Source organism: Streptomyces sp. rh34, from assembly GCF_002551245.1.
Lineage (GTDB): Bacteria > Actinomycetota > Actinomycetes > Streptomycetales > Streptomycetaceae > Streptomyces.
In genome coordinates this window covers 1-23,181 of sequence record NZ_NTGZ01000111.1, presented here as the reverse complement: position 1 = coordinate 23,181, position 23,181 = coordinate 1, and the positions used below count along the sequence as shown (strand labels likewise).

Below are 23,181 nucleotides of genomic sequence, written 5' to 3'. Positions count from 1 at the left end.
CATCAGAGATGTGTATAAGAGACAGTCTCGGCGCTCGCGGCCGGCGCGGCGGGCGCGCCGGGCGGGGTGGCCACCCTCGGCGCCGACGGGCTGGTCCCGTCCGCCCAGCTCCCGGCGGGCGGCGGCGCCGTCGCCTCCGTGAACGGGCAGACCGGCGAGGTCCTGCTGACCGCGAACGACCTGGGGGCCCTGACCCAGGCGGCGGGCGACGCCCGCTACCTGGCGCTCGGCGGCGCGCCCGTCACCTCGGTCAACGGCCTCGTCGGCGAGGTCGCCCTCGGCGCGGCGGACGTCTCGGCCGTGCCGGACGGCCAGGCCGTGCTGCTGACGGGTGACCAGACCGTCGACGGGGTCAAGACCTTCACCACCCCGCCCGCGACCGTCGCGGCTCCGGTCACCGCCGACCAGCTCACCCGGCGCGGCTACGTCGACGCGGTCGCGGCCTCCGGCGCCTGGACCCCCTCGTCGATGGGGTTCAGCGGCTGGGCCTTCGACCCGGCGGCCGGCTCGTCGCACTCCGTGCAGTACTGCATCAACGGCTGGCTGTACCTCATCGGCATTCCCCTGCACGCACCCACGACGGTACGCAACGTCGTGTTCTACGTCGCGGGGTACGCCGGTGCCACCCTGAGCACCTCCTCGTACGCCGGTCTCTACACGGGCGCCGGAGCCCGGGTCGGGTTGACCGCCACCCTCAAGGACGCCATCCCCCAGACCGAGGGCGAGACCGTCGTCTGCCCGCTCACCGTCCCGTACGAGGCGGCGGCCGGAAACTACTGGGTGGGGCTCGTCGTCAACGGACCGAATCCGACCAACAGCGGACCCGGCTTCCTGCGCGGCGCCAGCGTGGGTGTGGCGCCGGGCGGCAGCGCCAGGATGCCCGGCAAGTTCGTCCGCCACGGCCGGCTCAGCACCACCGGCCGGACCTCGTTGCCCACGTCCTTCTCCCCCGGCGACGTGGTGGCCGACTCCAACGCCATCTGGGCGGCCCTGGCCCCCTGACCGCGCACCTTCCCGCGAGGGGCCCGCACCGTCCGGTGCGGGCCCCTCGCCCGTTCCGCACCGAAAGGAAACCCACCCATGGCCACTCCCCTGAGCGCCGGCCGACTGCTCGCCGCGCTGCGCGCCGAGGGCGTCACCGTCGTCGAGTACCCGGGCTGGCGTACCCACAACCGCGACCACAAGGGCGCCTGGGGCCCCGTGAACGGCGTGATGGTCCACCACACCGTCAGCACCGGCACCGCCGCCTCGGTGAAGCTCTGCCACCGCGGCCACGCCACCCTGCCCGGTCCCCTCTGCCACGGCGTCATCGACAAGGCCGGCACCGTCCATCTGGTCGGCCACGGCCGCGCAAACCACGCCGGGGGCGGCGACCCGGCCGTTCTGCGACGGGTGATCGCGGAGGACTACGGGGACCGCCCCCCGGCGCCCCGCGAGCACGACGGCAGCGCCGGCTCCGTCGACGGCAACGCCCGCTTCTACGGGTTCGAGTGCGTCAACCTCGGTGACGGGAAGGACCCCTGGCCGGCCGCCCAGCTCGACGCGGTCGAACGCGTCTCCGCGGCCGTCTGCCGCGCCCACGGCTGGAGTGCCCGCAGCGTCATCGGCCACCTGGAGTGGTCCGACTGGAAGGTCGACCCGCGCGGATTCACCATGCCGTCGATGCGCGACCGGGTCGCCACCCGGCTGGCCGCCCCGGCGGACGGCGCCCCCACGGGCCGGCCCGGCGGCGGCTCTCCCGCCCCCCGCCACCAGCCGTTTCCCGGCACTTCCTTCTTCAGCGCCCGCACCAGCTCCCCCGTGATCACCGCCATGGGCCGTCGGCTCGTCGCCGAGGGCTGCTCGTCGTACGCGGTCGGGCCCGGCCCTCGCTGGAGCGACGCGGACCGCCGCTCGTACGCCGCCTGGCAGCGCAAGCTCGGTTTCCGGGGCGGCGACGCCGACGGCATTCCCGGCCGCACCTCCTGGAACGCCCTGAAAGTCCCCCGTACGTCATGAGGAGCCTGCCGTGTCCGACGCCGCCCGGCGTACCGTCCGCACCCTCGTGCAGACGTCCCTCTCCCTTGCCCTGCTCCTGCCCGCGCTTGTCGACGCGGCCGGCCTGTCCGCGACCCTGCCCCGGGTCGCCGGGGCCCTGGCCGTCGCGGGGGCGGTGACCCGGGTGATGGCCGTGCCCGGAGTGCAGAGGCTGCTTCCGGCATGGCTGCGCGCCGAGCTGCCCGAGGCCCGACCGCCAGGAGTCGCCCATGAACGAGACTGACCCGAACAACCCGGTCGCCGTCGCCCTGGAGCTGGAGCGGCTGCGCGGCACGCTGGAGGCCGGCTTCGCCCGCGCCGACGGCCAGCTGGCGCTGCTGGTGCAGCGCAGCGACCAGACCGACAAGCAGCTGGCGGACCACGAGGTGCGCCTCGACACGCTGGAGCGGTCCCGCTGGCCGCTGGCGAGCATCGGCGCGCTCACCGCGGCCGTCGGTGCCGCCGTGATCCTGTGGGAGACCGTGAGGTGACCGCGCCGGGACGGCCCCGCCCCGGGCCGTCCCCGGCTCCCCGGCACGCAGAAGGGCGCCCACCCCGTACGCGGTACTCGCCGGGGTGGGCGCCCTTCTCACTCACTTCTACTGGTTGTACGGACCGTAGTCGTAGTCCTCCAGCGGGACGGCCTGGCCGGAGCCGGTGCCGAACGGCGAGTAGTCGATGTCGTCGTAACCGACGGCCGAGTACATCGCGGCCTTGGCCTCCTCGGTCGGCTCGACCCGGATGTTGCGGTAGCGGGACAGACCCGTACCGGCCGGGATGAGCTTACCGATGATGACGTTCTCCTTGAGGCCGATCAGGGAGTCCGACTTGGCGTTGATCGCCGCGTCGGTGAGGACCCTGGTCGTCTCCTGGAAGGACGCCGCCGACAGCCACGACTCGGTGGCGAGCGAGGCCTTGGTGATACCCATCAGCTGCGGACGGCCGGAGGCGGGGTGACCGCCCTCGGTGACCACACGACGGTTCTCGGTCTCGAACTTCGACCGCTCGACCAGCTCGCCCGGAAGCAGCTCCGCGTCGCCGGACTCGATGATCGTCACGCGGCGGAGCATCTGCCGGATGATGATCTCGATGTGCTTGTCGTGGATCGACACGCCCTGCGAGTTGTAGACCTTCTGGACTTCGCCGACCAGGTGGACCTGGACCGCACGCTGGCCGAGGATGCGCAGCACGTCGTGCGGGTTGGTCGCACCGACGGTGAGCTTCTGGCCCACCTCGACCGGGTCGCCCTCGCCCACGAGCAGACGGGCACGCTTCGAGATCGGGAACGCCGTCTCGTCGCTGCCGTCGTCCGGGGTGACGACGAGCTTCTTGGTCTTCTCGGTCTCCTCGATCCGCACGCGGCCCTTGGCCTCGGAGATCGGGGCGACACCCTTGGGCGTACGGGCTTCGAAGAGCTCGACGACTCGGGGCAGACCCTGGGTGATGTCGTCACCGGCCACACCACCGGTGTGGAAGGTACGCATCGTCAGCTGGGTGCCGGGCTCACCGATGGACTGGGCGGCGATGATGCCGACCGCCTCACCGATGTCGACCAGCTTGCCGGTGGCGAGCGAGCGTCCGTAGCAGAAGGCACAGGTGCCGACCGCGGACTCACAGGTCAGGACCGAGCGGGTCTTGACCTCCTCGACGCCGGCGCCCACCAGGGCGTCGATCAGGACGTCACCGAGGTCGACGTTGGCAGGCGCGATGACCTTGCCGTCCACCACGACGTCCTCGGCGAGCATGCGGGCGTAGACCGAGGTCTCGACGTCCTCCGTCTTGCGGAGCACGCCGTCGGCGCCCTTGACCGCGATCTTCAGCTTGAGGCCGCGGTCGGTGCCGCAGTCCTCCTCGCGAATGATCACGTCCTGCGAGACGTCCACCAGACGACGGGTCAGGTAACCCGAGTCGGCGGTACGCAGGGCGGTGTCCGCCAGACCCTTACGGGCACCGTGCGTGGAGATGAAGTACTCCAGAACGGTGAGGCCCTCGCGGAAGGACGCCTTGATGGGACGAGGGATCGTCTCGTTCTTGGCGTTCGACACCAGACCACGCATACCCGCGATCTGACGCATCTGCATCATGTTTCCTCGGGCACCCGAGTCGACCATCATGAAGATGGGGTTCGTCTTCGGGAAGTTCGCGTTCATCGCCTCGGCAACCTCGTTGGTCGCCTTGGTCCAGATCGCGATGAGCTCCTGCGTGCGCTCGTCCTTGGTGATCAGACCGCGCTCGTACTGCTTCTGGACCTTCTCGTCCTGCTCCTCGTAGCCCTTGACGATGGCCTTCTTGGCCTCGGGCACGACGATGTCGGAGACGGCCACGGTGACGCCCGACCGGGTCGCCCAGTGGAAGCCCGCCGCCTTCAGGTTGTCGAGCGTCGCCGCCACGATGACCTTGGGGTAGCGCTCGGCCAGGTCGTTGACGATCTCGGAGAGCTGCTTCTTGCCCACCGAGTAGTCGACGAACGGGTAGTCCTCGGGCAGCAGCTCGTTGAAGAGCGCGCGGCCCAGGCTGGTCCGCAGCCGGAAGGTGTCGCCGGGCTGGTACTCCGGCTCACCCTCCTCGGCGACCGGCGGCACCCAGCCACGCGGCGGCATGGTGCCGACCGGGAAGCGGATGTCGACCTTCGCCTGGAGCGACAGCTCGCGGGCGTCGAAGGCCATGGTGGCCTCGGCCGTGGAGCCGAACGCGCGGTCCGTGCCCTTGACGTTGCGGCCCTCTTCGTCCGTGGTGAGGAAGAAGAGGCCCAGCACCATGTCCTGGGTCGGCATGGTGACGGGACGGCCGTCGGCCGGCTTCAGGATGTTGTTCGAGGACAGCATCAGGATGCGGGCCTCGGCCTGCGCCTCCGCGGAGAGCGGCAGGTGCACGGCCATCTGGTCACCGTCGAAGTCCGCGTTGAACGCGGTGCAGACGAGCGGGTGGATCTGGATGGCCTTGCCCTCGACCAGCTGCGGCTCGAAGGCCTGGATGCCCAGGCGGTGCAGGGTGGGCGCACGGTTCAGCAGCACCGGGTGCTCGGCGATGACCTCTTCGAGGACGTCGTACACGACGGTGCGGCCACGCTCGACCATGCGCTTGGCCGACTTGATGTTCTGCGCGTGGTTCAGGTCCACCAGGCGCTTCATCACGAACGGCTTGAAGAGCTCCAGCGCCATCGCCTTCGGCAGACCGCACTGGTGCAGCTTGAGCTGCGGACCGACGACGATCACGGAACGCGCGGAGTAGTCCACACGCTTGCCGAGGAGGTTCTGACGGAAACGGCCCTGCTTGCCCTTGAGCATGTCGCTCAGGGACTTCAGGGGCCGGTTGCCGGGACCGGTGACCGGGCGACCGCGGCGGCCGTTGTCGAACAGTGCGTCGACGGCCTCCTGCAGCATCCGCTTCTCGTTGTTCACGATGATCTCGGGGGCGCCGAGGTCAAGGAGACGCTTGAGGCGGTTGTTGCGGTTGATCACACGGCGGTACAGGTCGTTCAGGTCGGAGGTCGCGAAGCGGCCACCGTCCAGCTGCACCATCGGACGCAGGTCCGGCGGGATGACCGGCACGCAGTCGAGCACCATGCCCTTGGGCTTGTTGCTGGTCTGCAGGAACGCCGAGACGACCTTGAGGCGCTTGAGCGCACGGGTCTTCTTCTGGCCCTTGCCGGTGCGGATGATCTCGCGGAGGCGCTCGGCCTCCTCATCGAGGTCGAAGGACTCCAGGCGCTTCTGGAGCGCCGCGGCGCCCATGCAGCCGTCGAAGTACGTGCCGAAGCGGTCACGCAGCTCGCGGTAGAGCAGCTCGTCGCCCTCCAGGTCCTGGACCTTGAGGTTCTTGAAGCGGCTCCACACCTCGTCGAGGCGGTCGATCTCGCGCTGCGCACGGTCGCGCAGCTGCTTCATCTCACGCTCGGCGCCTTCGCGCACCTTGCGGCGCACGTCCGCCTTGGCGCCCTCGGCCTCCAGCTCGGCCAGGTCGGTCTCGAGCTTCTTGGCTCGGGCCTCCAGGTCGGAGTCGCGGCGGTTCTCGGTCTGCTGGCGCTCGACGGAGACGTGGGCCTCCAGGGACGGCAGGTCGCGGGTACGACGCTCCTCGTCCACGAACGTGATCATGTACGCGGCGAAGTAGATGACCTTTTCCAGGTCCTTCGGCGCGAGGTCCAGCAGGTACCCGAGGCGCGAGGGAACGCCCTTGAAGTACCAGATGTGGGTGACGGGAGCGGCAAGCTCGATGTGGCCCATCCGCTCACGACGCACCTTGGCGCGAGTGACCTCGACGCCGCAGCGCTCACAGATGATGCCCTTGAAGCGGACACGCTTGTACTTGCCGCAGTAGCACTCCCAGTCCCGGGTCGGACCGAAGATCTTCTCGCAGAAGAGTCCGTCCTTCTCGGGCTTGAGCGTGCGGTAGTTGATGGTCTCCGGCTTCTTCACTTCGCCGTGCGACCAGGTCCGGATGTCGTCCGCGGTGGCAAGGCCGATCCGCAGCTCGTCGAAGAAGTTGACGTCGAGCACTTGTCGTCAATCCCTCTTTCGGGGTCTCGTCAAAATCAATGGTCTGAACGGGTCCGGGGAGGGCCGGCCGCCTCGGGACGAGGCGGCCGGCCGGCCCGTCAGACCTCTTCGACGCTGCTCGGCTCGCGCCGGGACAGGTCGATACCGAGTTCCTCCGCCGCGCGGAAGACGTCCTCGTCCGTGTCGCGCATCTCGATGGACATGCCGTCCGAGGACAGCACCTCCACGTTGAGGCAGAGCGACTGCATTTCCTTGATGAGCACCTTGAAGGACTCGGGAATGCCGGGCTCGGGGATGTTCTCGCCCTTGACGATGGCCTCGTAGACCTTCACGCGGCCGGTCACGTCGTCGGACTTGATCGTCAGGAGCTCCTGGAGGGCGTATGCGGCGCCGTAAGCCTCAAGGGCCCACACCTCCATCTCACCGAAGCGCTGACCACCGAACTGTGCCTTACCACCCAGCGGCTGCTGGGTGATCATGGAGTACGGGCCGGTCGAGCGCGCGTGCAGCTTGTCGTCGACCAGGTGGTGCAGCTTGAGGATGTACATGAACCCGACCGAGACCGGGTCCGGGAACGGCTCGCCGGAGCGGCCGTCGTAGAGCTGGGCCTTGCCGGAGGGCTGGACCAGGCGGTCGCCGTCGCGGTTGGGGATCGTGGCCTGGAAGAGGCCGGTGATCTCGTCCTCGCGCGCACCGTCGAAGACGGGCGTGGCGACGTTGGTGCCGGGGGCGACCTGGTCGGCGCCGATGGCCTGCAGGCGCTGGGCCCACTCGTCACCGAGGCCGGAGACGTCCCAGCCGCGGCTGGCGAGCCAGCCGAGGTGGATCTCCAGGACCTGTCCCGGGTTCATTCGGGACGGGACACCCAGCGGGTTGAGGATGATGTCGACCGGGGTGCCGTCCTCCAGGAACGGCATGTCCTCGATCGGCAGGATCTTGGAGATGACGCCCTTGTTGCCGTGACGGCCGGCGAGCTTGTCACCATCGGTGATCTTGCGCTTCTGCGCGACGTAGACGCGGACCAGCTGGTTCACGCCCGGCGGCAGCTCGTCGCCCTCTTCGCGGTCGAAGACGCGGACGCCGATGACCTTGCCGATCTCACCGTGCGGCACCTTCAGCGAAGTGTCGCGCACCTCGCGCGCCTTCTCACCGAAGATCGCGCGGAGCAGACGCTCCTCGGGGGTCAGCTCGGTCTCGCCCTTGGGCGTGACCTTGCCGACGAGGATGTCGCCGGCGACGACCTCGGCACCGATCCGGATGATGCCGCGCTCGTCGAGGTCGGCGAGGACCTCTTCGGAGACGTTCGGGATGTCCCGGGTGATCTCCTCCGGGCCGAGCTTGGTGTCACGGGCGTCGACCTCGTGCTCCTCGATGTGGATCGAGGAGAGGACGTCGTCCTGCACGAGGCGCTGCGACAGGATGATCGCGTCCTCGTAGTTGTGACCCTCCCACGGCATGAACGCCACGAGCAGGTTCTTGCCGAGGGCCATCTCACCGTTCTCGGTGGCCGGTCCGTCGGCGAGCACCTGGTCGGCCACGATCCGGTCGCCCTCGGCGACGACGACCTTCTGGTTGACCGAGGTGCCCTGGTTGGAGCGCATGAACTTGGCGATGCGGTACGTGGTGTACGTGCCGTCGTCGTTCGTGACGGTGATGTAGTCCGCGGAGACCTCCTGGACCACACCGTCCTTCTCCGCCTTGAGGACGTCACCGGCGTCGGTGGCGCAGCGGTACTCCATGCCGGTGCCGACGAGCGGGGCCTCCGACTTGATGAGCGGCACCGCCTGCCGCATCATGTTCGCGCCCATGAGGGCACGGTTGGCGTCGTCGTGCTCCAGGAAGGGGATCATCGCGGTGGCGACGGACACCATCTGGCGCGGCGAGACGTCCATGTAGTCGACGTCCGTGCCGGGCACGTAGTCGACCTCTCCGCCACGGCGGCGGACCAGGACGCGGGGCTCGGTGAAGCGCAGCTCCTCGGAGAGGGTCGCGTTCGCCTGGGCGATGACGAAGCGGTCCTCCTCGTCGGCCGTGATGTAGTCGACGTCGTCGGTGACCTGGCCGTCGACGACCTTGCGGTACGGCGTCTCGATGAAGCCGAACGCGTTGACGCGGCCGTACGAGGCGAGCGAACCGATCAGACCGATGTTCGGGCCTTCGGGGGTCTCGATCGGGCACATGCGTCCGTAGTGGGACGGGTGCACGTCGCGGACCTCGAAGCCGGCCCGCTCACGGGAGAGACCACCCGGGCCAAGAGCCGACAGGCGGCGCTTGTGGGTGAGACCCGACAGCGGGTTGTTCTGGTCCATGAACTGCGACAGCTGGCTGGTGCCGAAGAACTCCTTGATGGAGGCAACGACCGGCCGGATGTTGATCAGGGTCTGCGGCGTGATCGCCTCGACGTCCTGGGTGGTCATGCGCTCACGCACGACGCGCTCCATCCGCGCCAGGCCCGTACGGACCTGGTTCTGGATGAGCTCGCCGACGTTACGCAGACGACGGTTGCCGAAGTGGTCGATGTCGTCGGTCTCGACGACGATCTCGCGACCCGACTCACCGGTCGTCTCGGTCTCACCGGCGTGCAGCTTGACCAGGTACTTGATGGTCGCGATGACGTCGTCGGTGGTGAGCACCCCGGCGTCCAGCGGCTCATCGGCGCCGAGCTTCTTGTTCACCTTGTAGCGGCCGACCTTCGCGAGGTCGTAGCGCTTCGGGTTGAAGTAGAGGTTCTCGAGCAGCGTCTGAGCGGCCTCGCGCGTCGGCGGCTCGCCCGGGCGCAGCTTGCGGTAGATGTCGAGCAGTGCGTCGTCCTGGCCCTGGGTGTGGTCCTTCTCCAGGGTGGCGCGCATCGACTCGTACTCGCCGAACTCCTCCAGGATCTGCTCGGTGCTCCAGCCGAGAGCCTTGAGGAGGACGGTGACGGACTGCTTGCGCTTGCGGTCGATGCGGACACCGACCATGTCGCGCTTGTCGATCTCCATCTCCAGCCAGGCACCCCGGGACGGGATGATCTTGGCGGAGAAGATGTCCTTGTCGGACGTCTTGTCGATGGAGGAGTCGAAGTAGACACCCGGCGAGCGGACCAGCTGCGACACGACGACACGCTCGGTGCCGTTGATGACGAAGGTGCCCTTGTTGGTCATGAGCGGGAAGTCGCCCATGAAGACCGTCTGGGACTTGATCTCGCCGGTCTCGTTGTTGGTGAACTCGGCCGTGACGAAGAGCGGCGCGGCGAACGTGAAGTCGCGCTCCTTGCACTCGTCGATCGAGTTCTTCGGGGGCTCGAAGCGGTGGTCGCGGAACGTAAGCGACATCGACCCGGAGAAGTCCTCGATCGGTGAGATCTCCTCGAAGATCTCCTCCAGGCCGGACTTGGTGGGGACGTCTTGTCCACTGTCCAGAGCAGCCTCGACGCGAGCCTTCCAGGCGGCGTTGCCCAAGAGCCAGTCAAAGCTCTCGGTCTGCAGCGCGAGGAGGTTCGGAACCTCGAGGGGCTCCTTGATCTTTGCAAAGGAGATGCGCAGCGGGGCGGTGCTGGCACCGTTGTTCGTATTCGCGGTCGAGGCGTTGCGCGAGGCGGCCAAGAGGGGGTCCTTCCGAGGGCTCGGACTCACTACGCGCGTACCGGTCCCACCCTGGACACATAGACAGACCGTTCCGAATCGGTCGCAATACGACCAGGTCGGAGGGGGTCGGCCATCGGTGCTTCAGCGTGGGCATGCCTCTGGTGACGGGCAGGAGGCAGCTAACAGGCAGCGCAAAGGGTCAGTGTAGCCAAGCGGCACACTGATGTCCAGTCGGGGTTCTCAGAGACCCACGTTGCTCTCAACAGCTGTTCTCAACACCTATGTCTAGCCCTAGCCCTCGCGCGGGGTGCGCTCTTCTTTACTGCCCTCTTCACTCTCGATCCATGCCTCGGATACGGATCGAAGTGATGACGCGTCCTGAGAATTGCGCGCCGCGTCCGGTTCGTCAAGGCCCACCGATCCGATCGGACCTCCAGGGGCCTTGGCCGACCACCCCCGGGATGCCCGCAGGGCGCCCCTGAGGGGCCCGCGAGAGGCGCACGGCGAAGATCACCCTACTCGCCGTCGGCGGAAGAGCAAGGCACCCTCCACGGGCACGCCGAAGGGCGACCACCCGGATGGGTGATCGCCCTTCGGTGAGGAGATGTCATCGCCTTACGGCGAGGACGGCCTCGGGAGAGTCAGGAGACTCTCGAAGTCACTTGACCTCGACGGAAGCGCCGGCGGCCTTGAGGGACTCGGCAGCCTTCTCGGCGGCCTCCTTGGCGACCTTCTCGAGGACCGGCTTCGGGGTGCCGTCGACGAGGTCCTTGGCCTCCTTGAGACCCAGCGAGGTCAGCTCACGCACGACCTTGATGACCTGGATCTTCTTCTCGCCGGCACCGGTGAGGATGACGTCGAACTCGTCCTGCTCGGCCTCGGCCTCGGCCGGGGCGCCGCCCGCGGCGGGGCCGGCGACGGCGACGGCCGCGGCGGCGGTGACGTCGAACTTCTCCTCGAAGGCCTTGACGAACTCGGAGAGCTCGATGAGGGTCATGCCTTCGAACTGCGCGAGCAGGTCGTCCTGGGACAGCTTCGCCATGATAGGCGTCCTTCCACTATTCGGCAGGTGCCGGATGTATATGTCGGCGGGCGTACGTGGAGCCCGCTGGACCGCTGAGCGAAATTACTCGGCGGCCTCGGCGGGAGCCGGAGTACCGGCACCGCCCTGCTCTTCCTTCTTGACGCGAAGCGCTTCCGCGGTGCGGACGAACTTCGACGGCAGTGCCTGGAAGAGCTGCGCAGCCTGAGTCTGCTTACCCTTGAAGGCACCGGCCAGCTTGGAGAGCAGAACCTCGCGGGACTCGAGGTCCGCGAGCTTCTTGAACTCATCGGCGGACAGCGCCTTACCGTCAAGGACACCGCCCTTGATGATGAGGTTGGGGTTGTCCTTGGCGAAGTCACGAAGACCCTTCGCCGACTCCACCGGGTCACCGGTGACGAAGGCAACCGCCGTCGGACCCGAGAACAGGTCGTCCAGCGTGTCGATCCCGGCCTCGTTGGCCGCAATCTTGGTCAGCGTGTTCTTCACCACGGCGTACTGGGCGTTCTCACCGAGCGAACGGCGCAGCTCCTTGAGCTGTGCCACGGTGAGACCCCGGTACTCGGTCAGCACGGCGGCGTTCGAGCTGCGGAACTGGTCCGTCAGCTCGGCTACCGCGGCAGCCTTGTCGGGCCTTGCCATGAGCGTCGGCCTCCTTCCGGGTGATGAGGACCGCTCAGAAGGGGCCGGGAAAGACGAAACGCCCCAGCACAAGTGCCAGGGCGCGGCTCGACCGAACAGAGTCCGGGAGCGTTCCACAGTCACCTGCGCAGGTCGTCCGGTCTAGCGGAACCTTCGGTCACCGTCCCTCTGACGAGGCACAGTGACGACCAGCGGTCTTTGGCTTCTTGGTGAGACTACGCGACCGGACGCGGGACGAGCAAATCCGTCCCCGTTCGTCCCTTGCGGGAGGTGTCAGGAGGTGCCGCCCGGGGTAGCGCCCGGCTGCTTCAGCATCTCCTTGAAGTCCACGGTGTCCGAGGCCGACGGCTTCTCGGAGGGGACCTCGGTGCCGTAGTCGCTGTAGAAGAGCGTCGAGTTGAACGCGCCGGTCTTCATCTCGCCGCGCTCGGTCTTCTTCACCAGCAGGTCGTTCTTGTCGACCCAGATGTCGACGGTCTGGGTGGTCACCCCGGCCAGGGCGAGCTGCTCCTTGAACGCGGCCAGCTGCTTCGCGTCCAGGTTGCTGTTCTTCGCGGTCAGGTCGGCCACGTCGACCGTGCCGGAGTAATGCGTCGCGGGAACCCCGCGGACGTCCTCCTGGCCGACCTTCTTCACGTCACCGGAGGCCAGGAGCGCCTTCACGCCCTGCTCGGGCGTGCTGTTCTGGATCTGGTCCTTCATGACGTCGCCGGAGGCGCCGCCCAGCTCGGCGAGGTCCTGGTAGGAATAGCGGATCCAGTGCTTCCCGCCGGTGTTGGCCGCCATGGCGTCGCCCATGTTGGCGTAGTACTCGTCCTTGAAGTAGCGCGCAGTGACCGTTCCGTCGCCGCCGGCCTGCTTCAGGGCGTCGCCCATGGTGCCGCCGGTGTACGTGATGGCCAGCTCGCCCGAGAGTCCGTCGGCCCAGCCGATGGCCCCGGACTGCTTCATGGACATGACGCTGCCTATCTCCGTGGTGCCCTCGACCTTCGCCGACTGGGCGCCTCCGGTCTTCTGTCGCACCTGCTTCAGCGCGGCCACGGGGCTCACCTTGGAGACGGCGCCCGCCTTGTCCTTGCCGCCGTCGGCGCCCTTGGAGCCGTCGGAGCCGTCGGATCCACTGCAGGCCGCTATCGACGTCAGTGCCGCCGCGGCGGCCAGAGCCGTGCCCATGCGTCGTGCCGTGCTCGTCCTCATTACGGGTCCACCCCTCGTATCGTCCGTCGTCCCCCGCACAACAGTGGCACAGGGCACTGACAGACATGGGTCCTTACGGATACGAGGACGGGCCCCGCACCTCGAAAGGTTGCGGGGCCCGTTCACACAGTGCACGCGTACGACGCGGCTACCGGGTGAGCATGGAAGCTCAGACGGCGGCCGGGTCCTCCTCGACGAGGAGGTTGCGGGTGCGGTTGGCGTCCAGCGGGATGCCGGGGCCCATCGTGGTGGCCAGCGTGGCCTTCTTGATGTAGCGGCCCTTGGCGGCGGACGGCTTCAGACGGAGGATCTCGTCCAGCGCCGCTGCGTAGTTCTCCACCAGCTTCGTCTCGTCGAACGAGGTCTTGCCGATGATGAAGTGCAGGTTCGAGTGCTTGTCGACGCGGAACTCGATCTTGCCGCCCTTGATGTCGTTGACAGCCTTCACGACATCGGGGGTGACGGTGCCGGTCTTCGGGTTCGGCATCAGACCACGCGGACCGAGCACGCGGCCGAGGCGGCCGACCTTGCCCATGAGGTCCGGGGTCGCGACGACGGCGTCGAAGTCCAGACGGCCCTTCGCCACCTCGTCGATGAGCTCGTCGGCGCCGACGATGTCGGCTCCGGCGGCTTCCGCGGCCGCAGCACGGTCACCGGTCGCGAAGACCAGGACCCGGGCGGTCTTGCCGGTGCCGTGCGGGAGGTTCACGGTGCCACGGACCATCTGGTCGGCCTTGCGCGGGTCGACACCCAGGGCAAAGGCGACCTCGACGGTGCCGTCGAACTTCGTGGTGGACGTTTCCTTGGCGAGACGGACGGCCTCGAGCGGGGCGTAGTTGCGCTCCCGGTCGATCTTGGCGTCCGCAGCGCGGAGGTTCTTGCTGCGCTTCACTTCTACTCCTGTGGTTTCAGAGTGTGGAGTCGTGGTGCGGACCAGCGCTTGGTCCTACCACTGGGGGTTACGGGGCTGAATCAGCCTTCGACCGTGATGCCCATGGAACGGGCGGTGCCGGCAATGATCTTCGACGCGGCGTCGAGGTCATTGGCGTTCAGGTCGGGGAGCTTCGTCGTGGCGATCTCGCGGACCTGGGCGGCCGTCAGCTTGGCAACCTTGGTCTTGTGCGGCTCGCCGGAGCCCTTGTCCACACCCGCGGCCTTGAGGATCAGCTTGGCGGCCGGCGGAGTCTTCGTGATGAAGGTGAAGGAGCGGTCCTCGTAGACCGTGATCTCCACCGGCACGACCATGCCACGCTGCGACTCGGTCGCGGCGTTGTAGGCCTTGCAGAACTCCATGATGTTGACGCCGTGCTGACCGAGCGCGGGGCCGACCGGCGGGGCCGGGTTCGCCGCACCGGCGTTGATCTGGAGCTTGATAAGCCCCGTGACCTTCTTCTTCTTGGGAGGCATTGCTCTCTCCGGGTCCTATGAGAGTGTTTCGCCGCCGATTCCGGTCATCCGGACGGAGGCATACCGCACAACGATAACGGGTATAGCTGTGCGACCAAAAACCCAGCAGGTCAGAGCGGCTGCGAAGCCCCTCTGACCTGCTGGGTAGGCATGGGTCCAGAAACCGGCGGTGAGCGCTAGTTCTTCTGGATCTGGTCGAAGCTGAGCTCGACCGGGGTCTCGCGGCCGAAGATCTCGACGAGGCCCTTGACCTTCTTCGAGTCGGCGTTGATCTCGTTGATCGTGGCCTGCAGCGTGGCGAACGGGCCGTCCGTGACGGTGACCGAGTCGCCGACCTCGAAGTCCAGCACCTGGACCTCGACCTTGCGGGACGGAGCCGGCTTGCCCTCGGCCTCGGCGGCCTCGCGGGCGGCCTTCTCCTCGGCCTCCGGAGCGAGCATCTTGACGATCTCGTCCAGGGTCAGCGGGTACGGGTCGTAGGCGTTGCCCACGAAGCCGGTGACGCCGGGCGTGTTCCGCACGACGCCCCAGGACTCGTTCGTCAGGTCCATGCGCACCAGCACGTAGCCGGGGAGCTTGTTCTGCCGGACGTTCTTGCGCTCGCCGTTCTTGATCTGGACGATTTCCTCTTCAGGCACCTCGGCCTGATAGATGAACTCCTCCACGTTCAGCGAGACGGCTCGCTGCTCCAGGTTGGCCTTCACGCGCTTCTCGTAACCGGCGTACGTGTGGATGACGTACCACTCGCCGGGGAGAGTGCGGAGCTCGTCGCGCAGGGCGGCGACGGGGTCGACGGGGGCGGCCGGCTCGGCCTCTTCCTCGTCGGCGCTCTCGTCGTCGGCCTCGACGGCCTTGTCCTCAGCGGCGTCGTCCTCGACGGGCTCGACCGCCTCGGCGGCCGCGTCCTCGTCGGACTTCTCCGCCTCGACGTTCACGGCGGCCTGCTCGGCGGGCTCGCCCGCGGCGAGGTCTGCGGCCTCGGCCTGGTCCGGGTCCACGGAGTCAGCAGCCTCAACGATGTCGAGCTCGTCCTTGGCGGACTCGAAGGCGCCAGCCTCGGGCTCGACGGCGTCGTTCAGGTTCGGGTCAGACACGATGGCTGCTTCTTCCTGGATACAAAGGGTGGAACGTGCGAAAGGGGCGCCGGATCGGACGCCTTCCGCGGGATCAGCCGAAGACGTACTTGACGACCCGGGCGAAGCCCATGTCGAGAACGGTAACAAGACCGATCATGACGACGACGAACACAATCACCACGGAGGTGTAGGTCGTCAGCTGGCTACGGGTCGGCCAGACAACCTTACGGAGTTCGGCGACGATTTGGCGGTAGAACAGCGCGAGGCGACCCAGAGGGCCCTTCTTGCCGCGCTTGCCGCCCTTCCGAGTCTTCTTCTTCGACTCGGGAGCTTCATCCTCAGCATCAGGCATGTCGATGGAGCCCACGGCGTCCGTCACGCTACTCACCTGATTCCGGGTCGTGGCCGTGCCGCGCCCGGTGGAGCCGCACGGCTGTGCAATGAAGTACGTACATGCGCACACATCCTGGCGAAGGAGTGTGTAGCAGGGCCGGAGGGACTTGAACCCCCAACCGCTGGTTTTGGAGACCAGTGCTCTACCAATTGAGCTACGACCCTTTGTGGTTTCCACCAACCTACCGCATCTTTCCCGGTGACCGGGTGCAGGAACGGTGCGGCTGGTGAAGGCCAACGACAGGTGAGTGTACGTGTTCAGGGCCGCCGCGTCGAACAGACAACTCCCGACCGCTCCTGTCCGCGTGCTGTCCGGGTCATGTCCGGTCCCTGAAACCCCTGTGCCGACGGCTTTCGCGGTCTGGGAGCATGGGGCCATGAGCGCTGCAACTTCACCGTCCGAGCGCCGGGTTTCCGCCCGCATCGGTGCGATCTCCGAGTCCGCGACCCTCGCCGTCGACGCCAAGGCCAAGGCCCTCAAGGCCGCCGGGCGTCCGGTGATCGGCTTCGGGGCCGGCGAGCCCGACTTCCCGACGCCCGACTACATCGTCGACGCCGCGGTCGAGGCCTGCCGCAACCCGAAGTACCACCGCTACACCCCCGCAGGCGGGCTCCCCGAGCTCAAGGCCGCCATCGCAGAGAAGACGCTGCGTGACTCCGGCTACGAGGTCGACGCCAGCCAGATCCTGGTGACCAACGGCGGCAAGCAGGCCATCTACGAGGCCTTCGCCGCGATCCTCGACCCGGGCGACGAGGTCATCGTCCCCGCCCCGTACTGGACCACCTACCCCGAGTCGATCCGGCTCGCCGGCGGTGTCCCGGTCGAGGTCGTGGCCGACGAGACCACCGGCTACCGGGTCTCCGTCGAGCAGCTGGAGGCCGCGCGCACCGAGAAGACCAAGGTCGTCCTGTTCGTCTCGCCGTCGAACCCGACCGGCGCCGTCTACAGCGAGGCCGACGCCGAGGCCATCGGCCGCTGGGCCGTCGAGCACGGCCTGTGGGTGCTCACCGACGAGATCTACGAGCACCTCGTCTACGGTGACGCCACCTTCACCTCGCTCCCGGCGATCGTCCCCGAACTGCGCGACAAGTGCATCGTCGTCAACGGCGTCGCCAAGACGTACGCGATGACCGGCTGGCGGGTGGGCTGGATCATCGGCCCGCGTGACGTGGTGAAGGCCGCGACCAACCTCCAGTCGCACGCCACCTCCAACGTCTCCAACGTCGCCCAGGTCGCCGCGCTCGCGGCCGTCTCCGGCCCGCTGGACGCCGTCGCCGAGATGCGCACCGCCTTCGACCGCCGCCGCGGGATCGTCGTGCGGATGCTCAACGAGATCAACGGCGTGTTCTGCCCGGAGCCCGAGGGCGCCTTCTACGCCTACCCGGCGGTGAAGGACCTCCTCGGCAAGGAGATCCGCGGCAAGCGTCCGGCCACCACCGTCGAGCTGGCCGCACTCATCCTGGACGAGGCCGAGGTCGCCGTCGTCCCGGGCGAGGCCTTCGGCACCCCGGGCTACCTGCGCCTTTCCTACGCCCTGGGCGACGACGACCTGATCGAGGGCGTCTCGCGGATCCAGAAGCTGCTGGGCGAGGCCAAGGCCTGACCGGTCGCTCAACCGCTCGAACGAAAGGCGCCCCCGGCCGCTGGAATCCTCCACCGGCCGGGGGCGCTTTTGTTCGAGCGGCACCCCTGATAGGGAAAGCGGCTACCGCTCCGGCCCGCCCGTGCGGCAGGATCTTCCAATGGAGCGTGATGTACGTCTGTTGCCCAAGGCCCACCTGCACCTGCACTTCACCGGGTCGATGCGGCCAACCACCCTGCTCGAACTCGCCGACAAGTACGGGGTCCACCTCCCCGACGCACTGACCGGTGGCGAGCCGCCCAGACTGCGGGCGACCGACGAGCGCGGCTGGTTCCGTTTCCAGCGGCTCTACGACATCGCCCGGTCGTGTCTGCGGTCCCCGGAGGACATTCACCGCCTGGTGCGCGAGAGCGCCCAGGAGGACGTCGCGGACGGCTCCGGCTGGCTGGAGATCCAGGTCGACCCCACCTCGTACGCCCCGCTGCTCGGCGGGCTGATCCCGGCCATCGAGATCATCCTCGACGCCGTGGACAGCGCCGCCCGGGACACCGGACTCGGGATGCGCGTGGTGATCGCCGCCAACCGGATGAAGCACCCGCTGGACGCGCGCACCCTGGCCCGGCTCGCCGTGCGGTACGCGGACCGGGGCGTCGTCGGCTTCGGGCTCTCCAACGACGAGCGGCGCGGTATGGCCCGCGACTTCGACCGGGCCTTCGCCATCGCGCGGGAGGGCGGCCTGCTGGCGGCCCCGCACGGCGGGGAGCTCGCGGGCCCCTCCAGCGTCCGCGACTGCCTGGACGACCTGGACGCCTCGCGGATCGGCCACGGCGTCCGGGCCGCCGAGGATCCCCGGCTGCTGCGCAAGCTCGCCGAGCGCGGGGTCACCTGCGAGGTCTGCCCGTCGTCCAACGTGGCGCTCGGCGTCTACGAGAAGCCCGCCGACGTTCCCCTGCGCACGCTGTTCGACGCGGGCGTGCCGATGGCGCTGGGGGCGGACGACCCGCTGCTGTTCGGTTCACGGCTGGCCGCCCAGTACGAGCTGGTGCGCCGCCACCACGGCTTCACCGACGAGGAGCTGGCCGAGCTGGCCCGCCAGTCGGTCCGTGGGTCGGCGGCTCCCGTGGACGTACGGGAGAAGCTGCTCTCCGGGATCGACGACTGGCTGGCTAGCTGATCCCGCCCAGCAGAGTGCGGGCCAGGGAGGCGGCGAATTCGTCCAGGGGCTGCGGGGGCGTGCCGCCGGGGAGCGCGGCGTAGGCGAAGGCCCGTTGGGCGCAGGCGCCCAACAGCAGGGAGGCGGCCGCGTAGGTGTCCGCGTCGGCACGGACCCGGCCCGCGCCCTGTTCGGCGCGCAGGTAGGCGTCGAGTTGCCGGATCGGCAGATGGGGCCCGGCTTCCAGCTCTTCCATGCCCTGCTCGTGACGGCGCTTGAGCTGGGGTTCGGCGTACAGGGACGCGGCCATGGGGAAGGTCTGCTCGTAGAACAGGGCGGCCACGCGGGCGATGTCGGTGAGGTTGCCCTCCACGCTGCCCTCGCCCGCGCGCAGGTCTCCGAGGAGGTTCCCGAGCCGGGGCAGCCGCTCCGCGAGAACGGTGACGAACAGCTCCTCCTTGCCGGAGAAGTACTTGTAGAGCGCGGCCTCCGAGCAGCCTGCCGCCTTGGCGATCTCCTTGGTGGTGGTCCTGGCGAGGCCGATGGAGAGCATCAGCTCGTGTGCCGCGTCGAGGATCCGGACGCGGGCGGGCTTCTGGTCCATGCGTGCTCCAACGGGCCGTGACCCGGAGATCTTGACGTCCGGGCGGGGACCACCCACTCTAGAGGTTAGTGAATACTCACCCACCAGGGGGCGCACGATGAGGATCACCGTGTTCGGAGCGACCGGCGGCGTCGGTCGGGAGGCCGTGGGGCAGGCACTCGCGGCGGGCCACGAGGTGACGGTCGTGGTCCGCGACCCGGACCGGCTCCCGGAGCCGCTGGAACGCGCGGCGCCGCACGCCGTCGTCCGGCTGGACGATCCGGCTGCGGTGCGGGCGGCGGTGGCGGGGCGGGACGCAGTGCTCTCGGGGCTGGGCTCGCGCGGCCGGAAGGCGAACGGCGTCGCCGAACGGCTGACCGGGCAGATCCTGACGGCGATGGAGGCCGAGGGCGTCCGGCGGCTGTTGGTGGTGAGCGCGGTGCCCGTGGGGCCGGAGCCGGAGGGCGATCCCCTGGTCGACCGGCTGATGCGCAGGGCGATCGGGGCGGTCCTGGCGGAGCTGTACGCCGATCTCGCCGGGATGGAGGCGGCGCTGGCCCGCAGTGCGACGGACTGGACCGCGGTGCGGCCGCCGAAGCTGACGGACGGGCCGCTTACGGGGGTCTACCGGCAGGTCGTGGGCGGCACGCCGCGCAGCAGCCGGTCCGTCTCCCGGGCCGATGTGGCCCACGCGATGCTCGCGTTGATCGACGACCCGGCGACCGTGCGGCAGGGCGTGGGCATCGCGTACTGACCGCGTACGTCGTCCCCGGGCCGAGGTCTCCTCAAGGCCGGCGGCTCCTACAGGCCGACGCCGACCGTCACGGGCTCGTTGACCAGGGTGACGCCGAAGGCCGCGTGCACCCCGGCGACGACCTCGCGGGCCAGGGCGAGGAGGTCCTCGGTGGTGGCCGTGCCCCGGTTGGTGAGGGCGAGGGTGTGCTTGGTGGAGATCCGGGCGGGGCCGCTGCCGTAGCCCTTGGTGAATCCGGCCCGGTCGATCAGCCAGGCCGCCGAGGTCTTGGTGCGTCCGTCCCCGGCGGGGAAGGCCGGGGGTGTCACGTCCGGGCCGAGGTGCTCGCCGACCCGGGTGAGGAAGTCCTGGAACGCGGCCGGTTCGAGGATCGGGTTGGTGAAGAAGGACCCCGCCGACCAGGTGTCGTGGTCCTCCGGGTCCAGCACCATGCCCTTGCCCGCGCGCAGCCGCAGCACGGTCTCGCGGGCGGCCGGCAGCGGGACGCGGTCGCCCTGCTCGACGCCCATGGCCCTGGCCGTTTCGGGGTACTTCAGGGGCGCGGAAAGCCCGGCCGCCTCTTCCAGCTCGAATCGGACGCGCAGCACCACGAAGCGGTCGGGTTCGGCCTTGAAGCGACTGTGGCGGTACGAGAACGCGCACTCCGCGTTCGGAATCGTCACCGTCTCCTCGGTGCGCCGGTCGTAGGCGACGACCTCCGTGATGGTGGTGGACACCTCCTGTCCGTACGCGCCGACGTTCTGGATGGGGGTCGCGCCCGCGGATCCGGGAATGCCGGCCAGGCACTCGATGCCCGCGAGGCCCGCCTCGACGGTCCGGGCGACGGCGTCGGTCCACACCTCGCCGGCCGCCAGCTCCAGGGAGGTCCCCGAGAGCGCGAATCCCTTCGTGGCGATCCGCAGGGCGGTGCCGTCGAAGCCCTTGTCCCCGATGACCAGGTTGGAACCGCCGCCGATCACCAGCAGCGGGGTGCCGCTCGTGTCGGCCTCGCGCACGGCGGCGATCACCTCGGCGTCGGTCGTGGCGGTCAGCAGCCGGGCGGCGGGGCCGCCGAGCCGGAAGGTGGTCAGGGGGGCGAGGGGCGCGTCGTGGAGTTCCTGCACGGGGACAAGAGTACGGTCCGCGACCCGCCGCTCGTGCGGGGCCACGGACCGTACGCAGGGGCCGGGGTGCGTCCGGCGGGCCGGTCAGGGATCCGCCGGACACGCCGTGGGCGGGCTCAGACGGCCAGCGGACGCTGGAGAGCACGAGGCTGGCGGCGGGCGCGAAGTACATGGCCATGCCGACTCCGCCGATGATCAGGGCGGGGAGCTGGGCGGTGTAGCTCACCCCTGGCTCGACGAGCACAGCGGAGGGGCGCCCCTCCGCAGGAGGAACGCCCCTCACCTCTCAACTGCCGCGCCGGTACGTCTCAGGCGAGCCGGACCACGGCCCGGGACATCCCCAGCACCTTCTTGCCGTCGCACAGGGCGACCAGGTCGACCCGGACCAGGTTGTCGTCCAGCTTCGCCGCGACCTTGCCGCTGACCTCGATCAGCGCGCCCTTGTCGTCGTTGGGCACGACGACCGGCTTCGTGAAACGCACCCCGTAGTCGACGACCGCGCCCGGGTCGCCGGCCCAGTCCGTGACCACGCGGATCGCCTCGGCCATCGTGAACATGCCGTGCGCGATCACGTCCGGCAGCCCGACCTCGCGCGCGAACCTCTCGTTCCAGTGGATGGGGTTGAAGTCGCCCGACGCACCGGCGTACTGCACGAGCGTGGCCCGCGTCACCGGGAACGACTGTGCGGGCAGCTCCGTGCCGACCTCGACCGACCCGTAAGAGATCTTCGCCGTCATCACGCCTCCTCGGCGGCGCGCGCCACCAGCTTCGTGAGCGCCGTGACCACCAGCTCGCCGGCCTCGTCGCGCACATCCCCGCGGATGTCCACAATGTCGTTGCCCGCGAGGGACTTGATGGCCTCGATCGTGGACGTGACCGTCAGCCGGTCCCCCGCCCGCACCGGACGCACGTAACTGAACTTCTGGTCGCCGTGGACGACCCGGCTGTAGTCCAGGCCCAGCTGCGGGTCCTGCACCACCTCTCCGGCGGCCCGGTAGGTGATCGAGAAGACGAACGTGGGCGGCGCGATCACATCGGCGTGACCGAGGGCACGGGCGGCCTCCGCGTCGACGTACGCCGGATGGGTGTCACCCACCGCCTCGGCGAACTCGCGGATCTTCTCCCGGCCGACCTCGTACGCCGGAGTGGGCGGATAGGTCCGCCCCACGAAGGACTGGTCGAGCGCCATGGGCTCGCTACCTCCTGAGAAACCTGGTGAAAGACGAATAAGGGCACGCCCCTGTGCGGGAACGACCCCCTACAACGACACGAGGCCGCCCCCAGGAGGGGACGGCCTCGTGTACGAGCCTGATTCAGCGCGTTTCGCGGTGCGCGGTGTGCGAGTTGCAGCGCGGGCAGTGCTTCTTCATCTCAAGACGGTCCGGGTTGTTACGCCGGTTCTTCTTGGTGATGTAGTTCCGCTCCTTGCACTCCACGCAGGCCAGCGTGATCTTCGGGCGGACGTCGGTGGCAGCCACGTGAGTGCTCCTTGGACGGACGGTGGACGGATGAACGCATAAAAGGGTAGCCGATCGAAGGACCGACCCAGCAATCGGCTACCGTTAGTAGCGGTGACCGGACTTGAACCGGTGACACAGCGATTATGAGCCGCTTGCTCTACCGACTGAGCTACACCGCTTTGATGATGAGTCACCCCGCCGAAGCGGGGTTTCCCGGTCACCAGAGCCCCAATGCGGAATCGAACCGCAGACCTTCTCCTTACCATGGAGACGCTCTACCGACTGAGCTATTGGGGCGAGCGATGAAGACATTACACGGTCCCCCGCCGGTTGCCCAAATCCGTTTGTGCCGCCCTCTCCGGCCCTCCGTCCGGGGCCGCCCACACCCCCTGATCAGGCCTTGATCCAGGCCGCTCCCGGCTCCGGAACGGGCCCGGCCGGCGGTCGGCGCGGGCGCACCGGTACGACTATTCCGCTCCTCCCGGACGCCGCCCCCGCACGCCCCTAGGGTGTGGTCACTCCGTGTGACCTCGCACCCCTCCCAGGAGCGCGATGCCTGACAGCCAGCCACGGCGGCCCGGCGACAACGCGCCCGACAGCGCCGACGCAGCCACCACCGCCGACCACCCCGCCCTCGTCCTCGGCGGCGCCCGCCTCGCCGACGGCCGCGCCGTCGACGTACGCCTGAGCGGCAGCCGGATCGAGGC

Annotated in this window: 21 protein-coding genes, 3 tRNA genes and 1 pseudogene; 8 read left to right on the top strand and 17 right to left on the bottom strand. The window is 68.8% G+C overall.

Features of this window, described 5'->3' with window-relative positions:
• The first annotated feature begins 66 nt into the window (after positions 1 to 66).
• From CR470_RS20895 to CR470_RS20880, 4 genes are all read left to right on the top strand, one after another.
• Positions 67 to 1,002: a hypothetical protein gene (locus CR470_RS20895; RefSeq protein ID WP_257138860.1), complete on the top strand. Its 936-nt coding sequence runs from the start codon at positions 67 to 69 to the stop codon at positions 1,000 to 1,002.
• Positions 1,003 to 1,080: 78 nt separating this feature from the next.
• Positions 1,081 to 1,998, top strand: a complete 918-nt coding sequence (locus CR470_RS20890) for a peptidoglycan-binding protein (RefSeq protein WP_097869079.1) — start codon at positions 1,081 to 1,083, stop codon at positions 1,996 to 1,998.
• A gap of 10 nt (positions 1,999 to 2,008) precedes the next feature.
• Positions 2,009 to 2,260: a hypothetical protein gene (locus CR470_RS20885; protein ID WP_097869078.1), complete on the top strand. Its 252-nt coding sequence runs from the start codon at positions 2,009 to 2,011 to the stop codon at positions 2,258 to 2,260.
• Entirely contained in the window at positions 2,247 to 2,507 is a 261-nt protein-coding gene (locus CR470_RS20880) for a hypothetical protein (RefSeq protein ID WP_097869077.1), read from the top strand. Before CR470_RS20885 ends, CR470_RS20880 begins: the two co-directional genes overlap by 14 nt.
• Before the next feature lie 108 nt (positions 2,508 to 2,615).
• Here the strand turns inward: CR470_RS20880 and CR470_RS20875 are convergent, their stop codons facing one another.
• From CR470_RS20875 to CR470_RS20825, 10 genes are all read right to left on the bottom strand, one after another.
• Positions 2,616 to 6,515, bottom strand: a complete 3,900-nt coding sequence (locus tag CR470_RS20875; RefSeq protein WP_007445918.1) for a DNA-directed RNA polymerase subunit beta' — start codon at positions 6,513 to 6,515, stop codon at positions 2,616 to 2,618.
• A 98-nt stretch (positions 6,516 to 6,613) separates the two neighbouring features.
• Positions 6,614 to 10,099 (bottom strand): DNA-directed RNA polymerase subunit beta, encoded by a 3,486-nt coding sequence (rpoB, locus tag CR470_RS20870; protein ID WP_097869076.1) that lies wholly within the window; start codon positions 10,097 to 10,099, stop codon positions 6,614 to 6,616.
• Between the two features lie 640 nt (positions 10,100 to 10,739).
• A complete protein-coding gene (gene rplL / locus CR470_RS20860) occupies positions 10,740 to 11,123 on the bottom strand; it encodes a 50S ribosomal protein L7/L12 (protein ID WP_007445920.1) in 384 nt (127 codons plus the stop codon).
• An 84-nt stretch (positions 11,124 to 11,207) separates the two neighbouring features.
• Entirely contained in the window at positions 11,208 to 11,765 is a 558-nt protein-coding gene (gene rplJ / locus CR470_RS20855) for a 50S ribosomal protein L10 (RefSeq protein WP_097869075.1), read from the bottom strand.
• A gap of 273 nt (positions 11,766 to 12,038) precedes the next feature.
• The gene (locus tag CR470_RS20850; protein ID WP_097869074.1) at positions 12,039 to 12,962 is read right to left on the bottom strand and encodes a hypothetical protein; all 924 of its coding nucleotides are present in this window, start codon (positions 12,960 to 12,962) and stop codon (positions 12,039 to 12,041) included.
• Positions 12,963 to 13,131: 169 nt separating this feature from the next.
• Positions 13,132 to 13,854 (bottom strand): 50S ribosomal protein L1, encoded by a 723-nt coding sequence (gene rplA / locus CR470_RS20845; RefSeq protein ID WP_018960179.1) that lies wholly within the window; start codon positions 13,852 to 13,854, stop codon positions 13,132 to 13,134.
• Between the two features lie 80 nt (positions 13,855 to 13,934).
• Positions 13,935 to 14,369 carry a 50S ribosomal protein L11 gene (gene rplK / locus CR470_RS20840; RefSeq protein WP_010058817.1) on the bottom strand — a complete coding sequence of 145 codons (435 nt, stop codon included), beginning with the start codon at positions 14,367 to 14,369 and terminating at the stop codon, positions 13,935 to 13,937.
• A 176-nt stretch (positions 14,370 to 14,545) separates the two neighbouring features.
• Positions 14,546 to 15,463, bottom strand: coding sequence for a transcription termination/antitermination protein NusG (gene nusG / locus CR470_RS20835; RefSeq protein ID WP_097869073.1), 918 nt, complete (start codon positions 15,461 to 15,463; stop codon positions 14,546 to 14,548).
• 73 nt (positions 15,464 to 15,536) lie between these two features.
• Positions 15,537 to 15,824, bottom strand: a complete 288-nt coding sequence (gene secE / locus CR470_RS20830; RefSeq protein WP_007445927.1) for a preprotein translocase subunit SecE — start codon at positions 15,822 to 15,824, stop codon at positions 15,537 to 15,539.
• 106 nt (positions 15,825 to 15,930) lie between these two features.
• Positions 15,931 to 16,003, bottom strand: a tRNA-Trp gene (locus CR470_RS20825).
• Positions 16,004 to 16,215: 212 nt separating this feature from the next.
• Here CR470_RS20825 and CR470_RS20820 point away from each other — a divergent pair.
• Both CR470_RS20820 and CR470_RS20815 read left to right on the top strand, forming a co-directional pair.
• Positions 16,216 to 17,442: a pyridoxal phosphate-dependent aminotransferase gene (locus CR470_RS20820; RefSeq protein ID WP_097869072.1), complete on the top strand. Its 1,227-nt coding sequence runs from the start codon at positions 16,216 to 16,218 to the stop codon at positions 17,440 to 17,442.
• A 139-nt stretch (positions 17,443 to 17,581) separates the two neighbouring features.
• Positions 17,582 to 18,595: an adenosine deaminase gene (locus CR470_RS20815; RefSeq protein WP_097869071.1), complete on the top strand. Its 1,014-nt coding sequence runs from the start codon at positions 17,582 to 17,584 to the stop codon at positions 18,593 to 18,595.
• Here the strand turns inward: CR470_RS20815 and CR470_RS20810 are convergent.
• On the bottom strand, positions 18,588 to 19,178 hold the full coding sequence (locus tag CR470_RS20810) for a TetR/AcrR family transcriptional regulator (protein ID WP_097869070.1): 591 nt from the start codon (positions 19,176 to 19,178) through the stop codon (positions 18,588 to 18,590). The genes CR470_RS20815 and CR470_RS20810 overlap by 8 nt on opposite strands.
• 97 nt (positions 19,179 to 19,275) lie before the next feature.
• Here CR470_RS20810 and CR470_RS20805 point away from each other — a divergent pair, with 97 nt between their 5' ends.
• Entirely contained in the window at positions 19,276 to 19,911 is a 636-nt protein-coding gene (locus CR470_RS20805; protein ID WP_097869069.1) for an NAD(P)-dependent oxidoreductase, read from the top strand.
• Between the two features lie 47 nt (positions 19,912 to 19,958).
• Here CR470_RS20805 and CR470_RS20800 read toward each other — a convergent pair whose 3' ends face one another.
• From CR470_RS20800 to CR470_RS20770, 6 genes are all read right to left on the bottom strand, one after another.
• Entirely contained in the window at positions 19,959 to 21,014 is a 1,056-nt protein-coding gene (locus tag CR470_RS20800; RefSeq protein ID WP_257138859.1) for a UDP-N-acetylmuramate dehydrogenase, read from the bottom strand.
• 308 nt (positions 21,015 to 21,322) lie between these two features.
• Positions 21,323 to 21,751, bottom strand: coding sequence for a MaoC family dehydratase (locus CR470_RS20790; protein ID WP_097869067.1), 429 nt, complete (start codon positions 21,749 to 21,751; stop codon positions 21,323 to 21,325).
• Positions 21,751 to 22,203, bottom strand: coding sequence for a MaoC family dehydratase N-terminal domain-containing protein (locus CR470_RS20785; RefSeq protein ID WP_097869066.1), 453 nt, complete (start codon positions 22,201 to 22,203; stop codon positions 21,751 to 21,753). The genes CR470_RS20790 and CR470_RS20785 overlap by 1 nt, the downstream gene beginning before the upstream one ends.
• Positions 22,204 to 22,327: 124 nt before the next feature.
• A complete protein-coding gene (gene rpmG / locus CR470_RS20780) occupies positions 22,328 to 22,492 on the bottom strand; it encodes a 50S ribosomal protein L33 (RefSeq protein ID WP_003956487.1) in 165 nt (54 codons plus the stop codon).
• An 88-nt stretch (positions 22,493 to 22,580) separates the two neighbouring features.
• Positions 22,581 to 22,653, bottom strand: a tRNA-Met gene (locus CR470_RS20775).
• A 45-nt stretch (positions 22,654 to 22,698) separates the two neighbouring features.
• A tRNA-Thr gene (locus CR470_RS20770) sits at positions 22,699 to 22,771 on the bottom strand.
• A 255-nt stretch (positions 22,772 to 23,026) separates the two neighbouring features.
• On the opposite strand from CR470_RS20770, the pseudogene CR470_RS40665 reads away from it, so the two are divergent.
• A pseudogene (locus CR470_RS40665) lies at positions 23,027 to 23,181 on the top strand (hydrolase); the annotation flags it as partial.

What these genes read in the sequence shown, in the direction of transcription:
- CR470_RS20890 (WP_097869079.1), top strand. Translation starts at nt 1,081, where the DNA reads ATGGCCACTCCCCTGAGCGCCGGCCGACTGCTCGCCGCGCTGCGCGCC.
- CR470_RS20880 (WP_097869077.1), top strand. Translation starts at nt 2,247, where the DNA reads ATGAACGAGACTGACCCGAACAACCCGGTCGCCGTCGCCCTGGAGCTG.
- rplL (WP_007445920.1), bottom strand. Translation starts at nt 11,123, where the DNA reads ATGGCGAAGCTGTCCCAGGACGACCTGCTCGCGCAGTTCGAAGGCATG.
- rplJ (WP_097869075.1), bottom strand. Translation starts at nt 11,765, where the DNA reads ATGGCAAGGCCCGACAAGGCTGCCGCGGTAGCCGAGCTGACGGACCAG.
- CR470_RS20850 (WP_097869074.1), bottom strand. Translation starts at nt 12,962, where the DNA reads ATGAGGACGAGCACGGCACGACGCATGGGCACGGCTCTGGCCGCCGCG.
- rplK (WP_010058817.1), bottom strand. Translation starts at nt 14,369, where the DNA reads ATGCCTCCCAAGAAGAAGAAGGTCACGGGGCTTATCAAGCTCCAGATC.
- CR470_RS20820 (WP_097869072.1), top strand. Translation starts at nt 16,216, where the DNA reads ATGAGCGCTGCAACTTCACCGTCCGAGCGCCGGGTTTCCGCCCGCATC.
- CR470_RS20815 (WP_097869071.1), top strand. Translation starts at nt 17,582, where the DNA reads ATGGAGCGTGATGTACGTCTGTTGCCCAAGGCCCACCTGCACCTGCAC.
- CR470_RS20810 (WP_097869070.1), bottom strand. Translation starts at nt 19,178, where the DNA reads ATGGACCAGAAGCCCGCCCGCGTCCGGATCCTCGACGCGGCACACGAG.
- CR470_RS20805 (WP_097869069.1), top strand. Translation starts at nt 19,276, where the DNA reads ATGAGGATCACCGTGTTCGGAGCGACCGGCGGCGTCGGTCGGGAGGCC.
- CR470_RS20790 (WP_097869067.1), bottom strand. Translation starts at nt 21,751, where the DNA reads ATGACGGCGAAGATCTCTTACGGGTCGGTCGAGGTCGGCACGGAGCTG.
- CR470_RS20785 (WP_097869066.1), bottom strand. Translation starts at nt 22,203, where the DNA reads ATGGCGCTCGACCAGTCCTTCGTGGGGCGGACCTATCCGCCCACTCCG.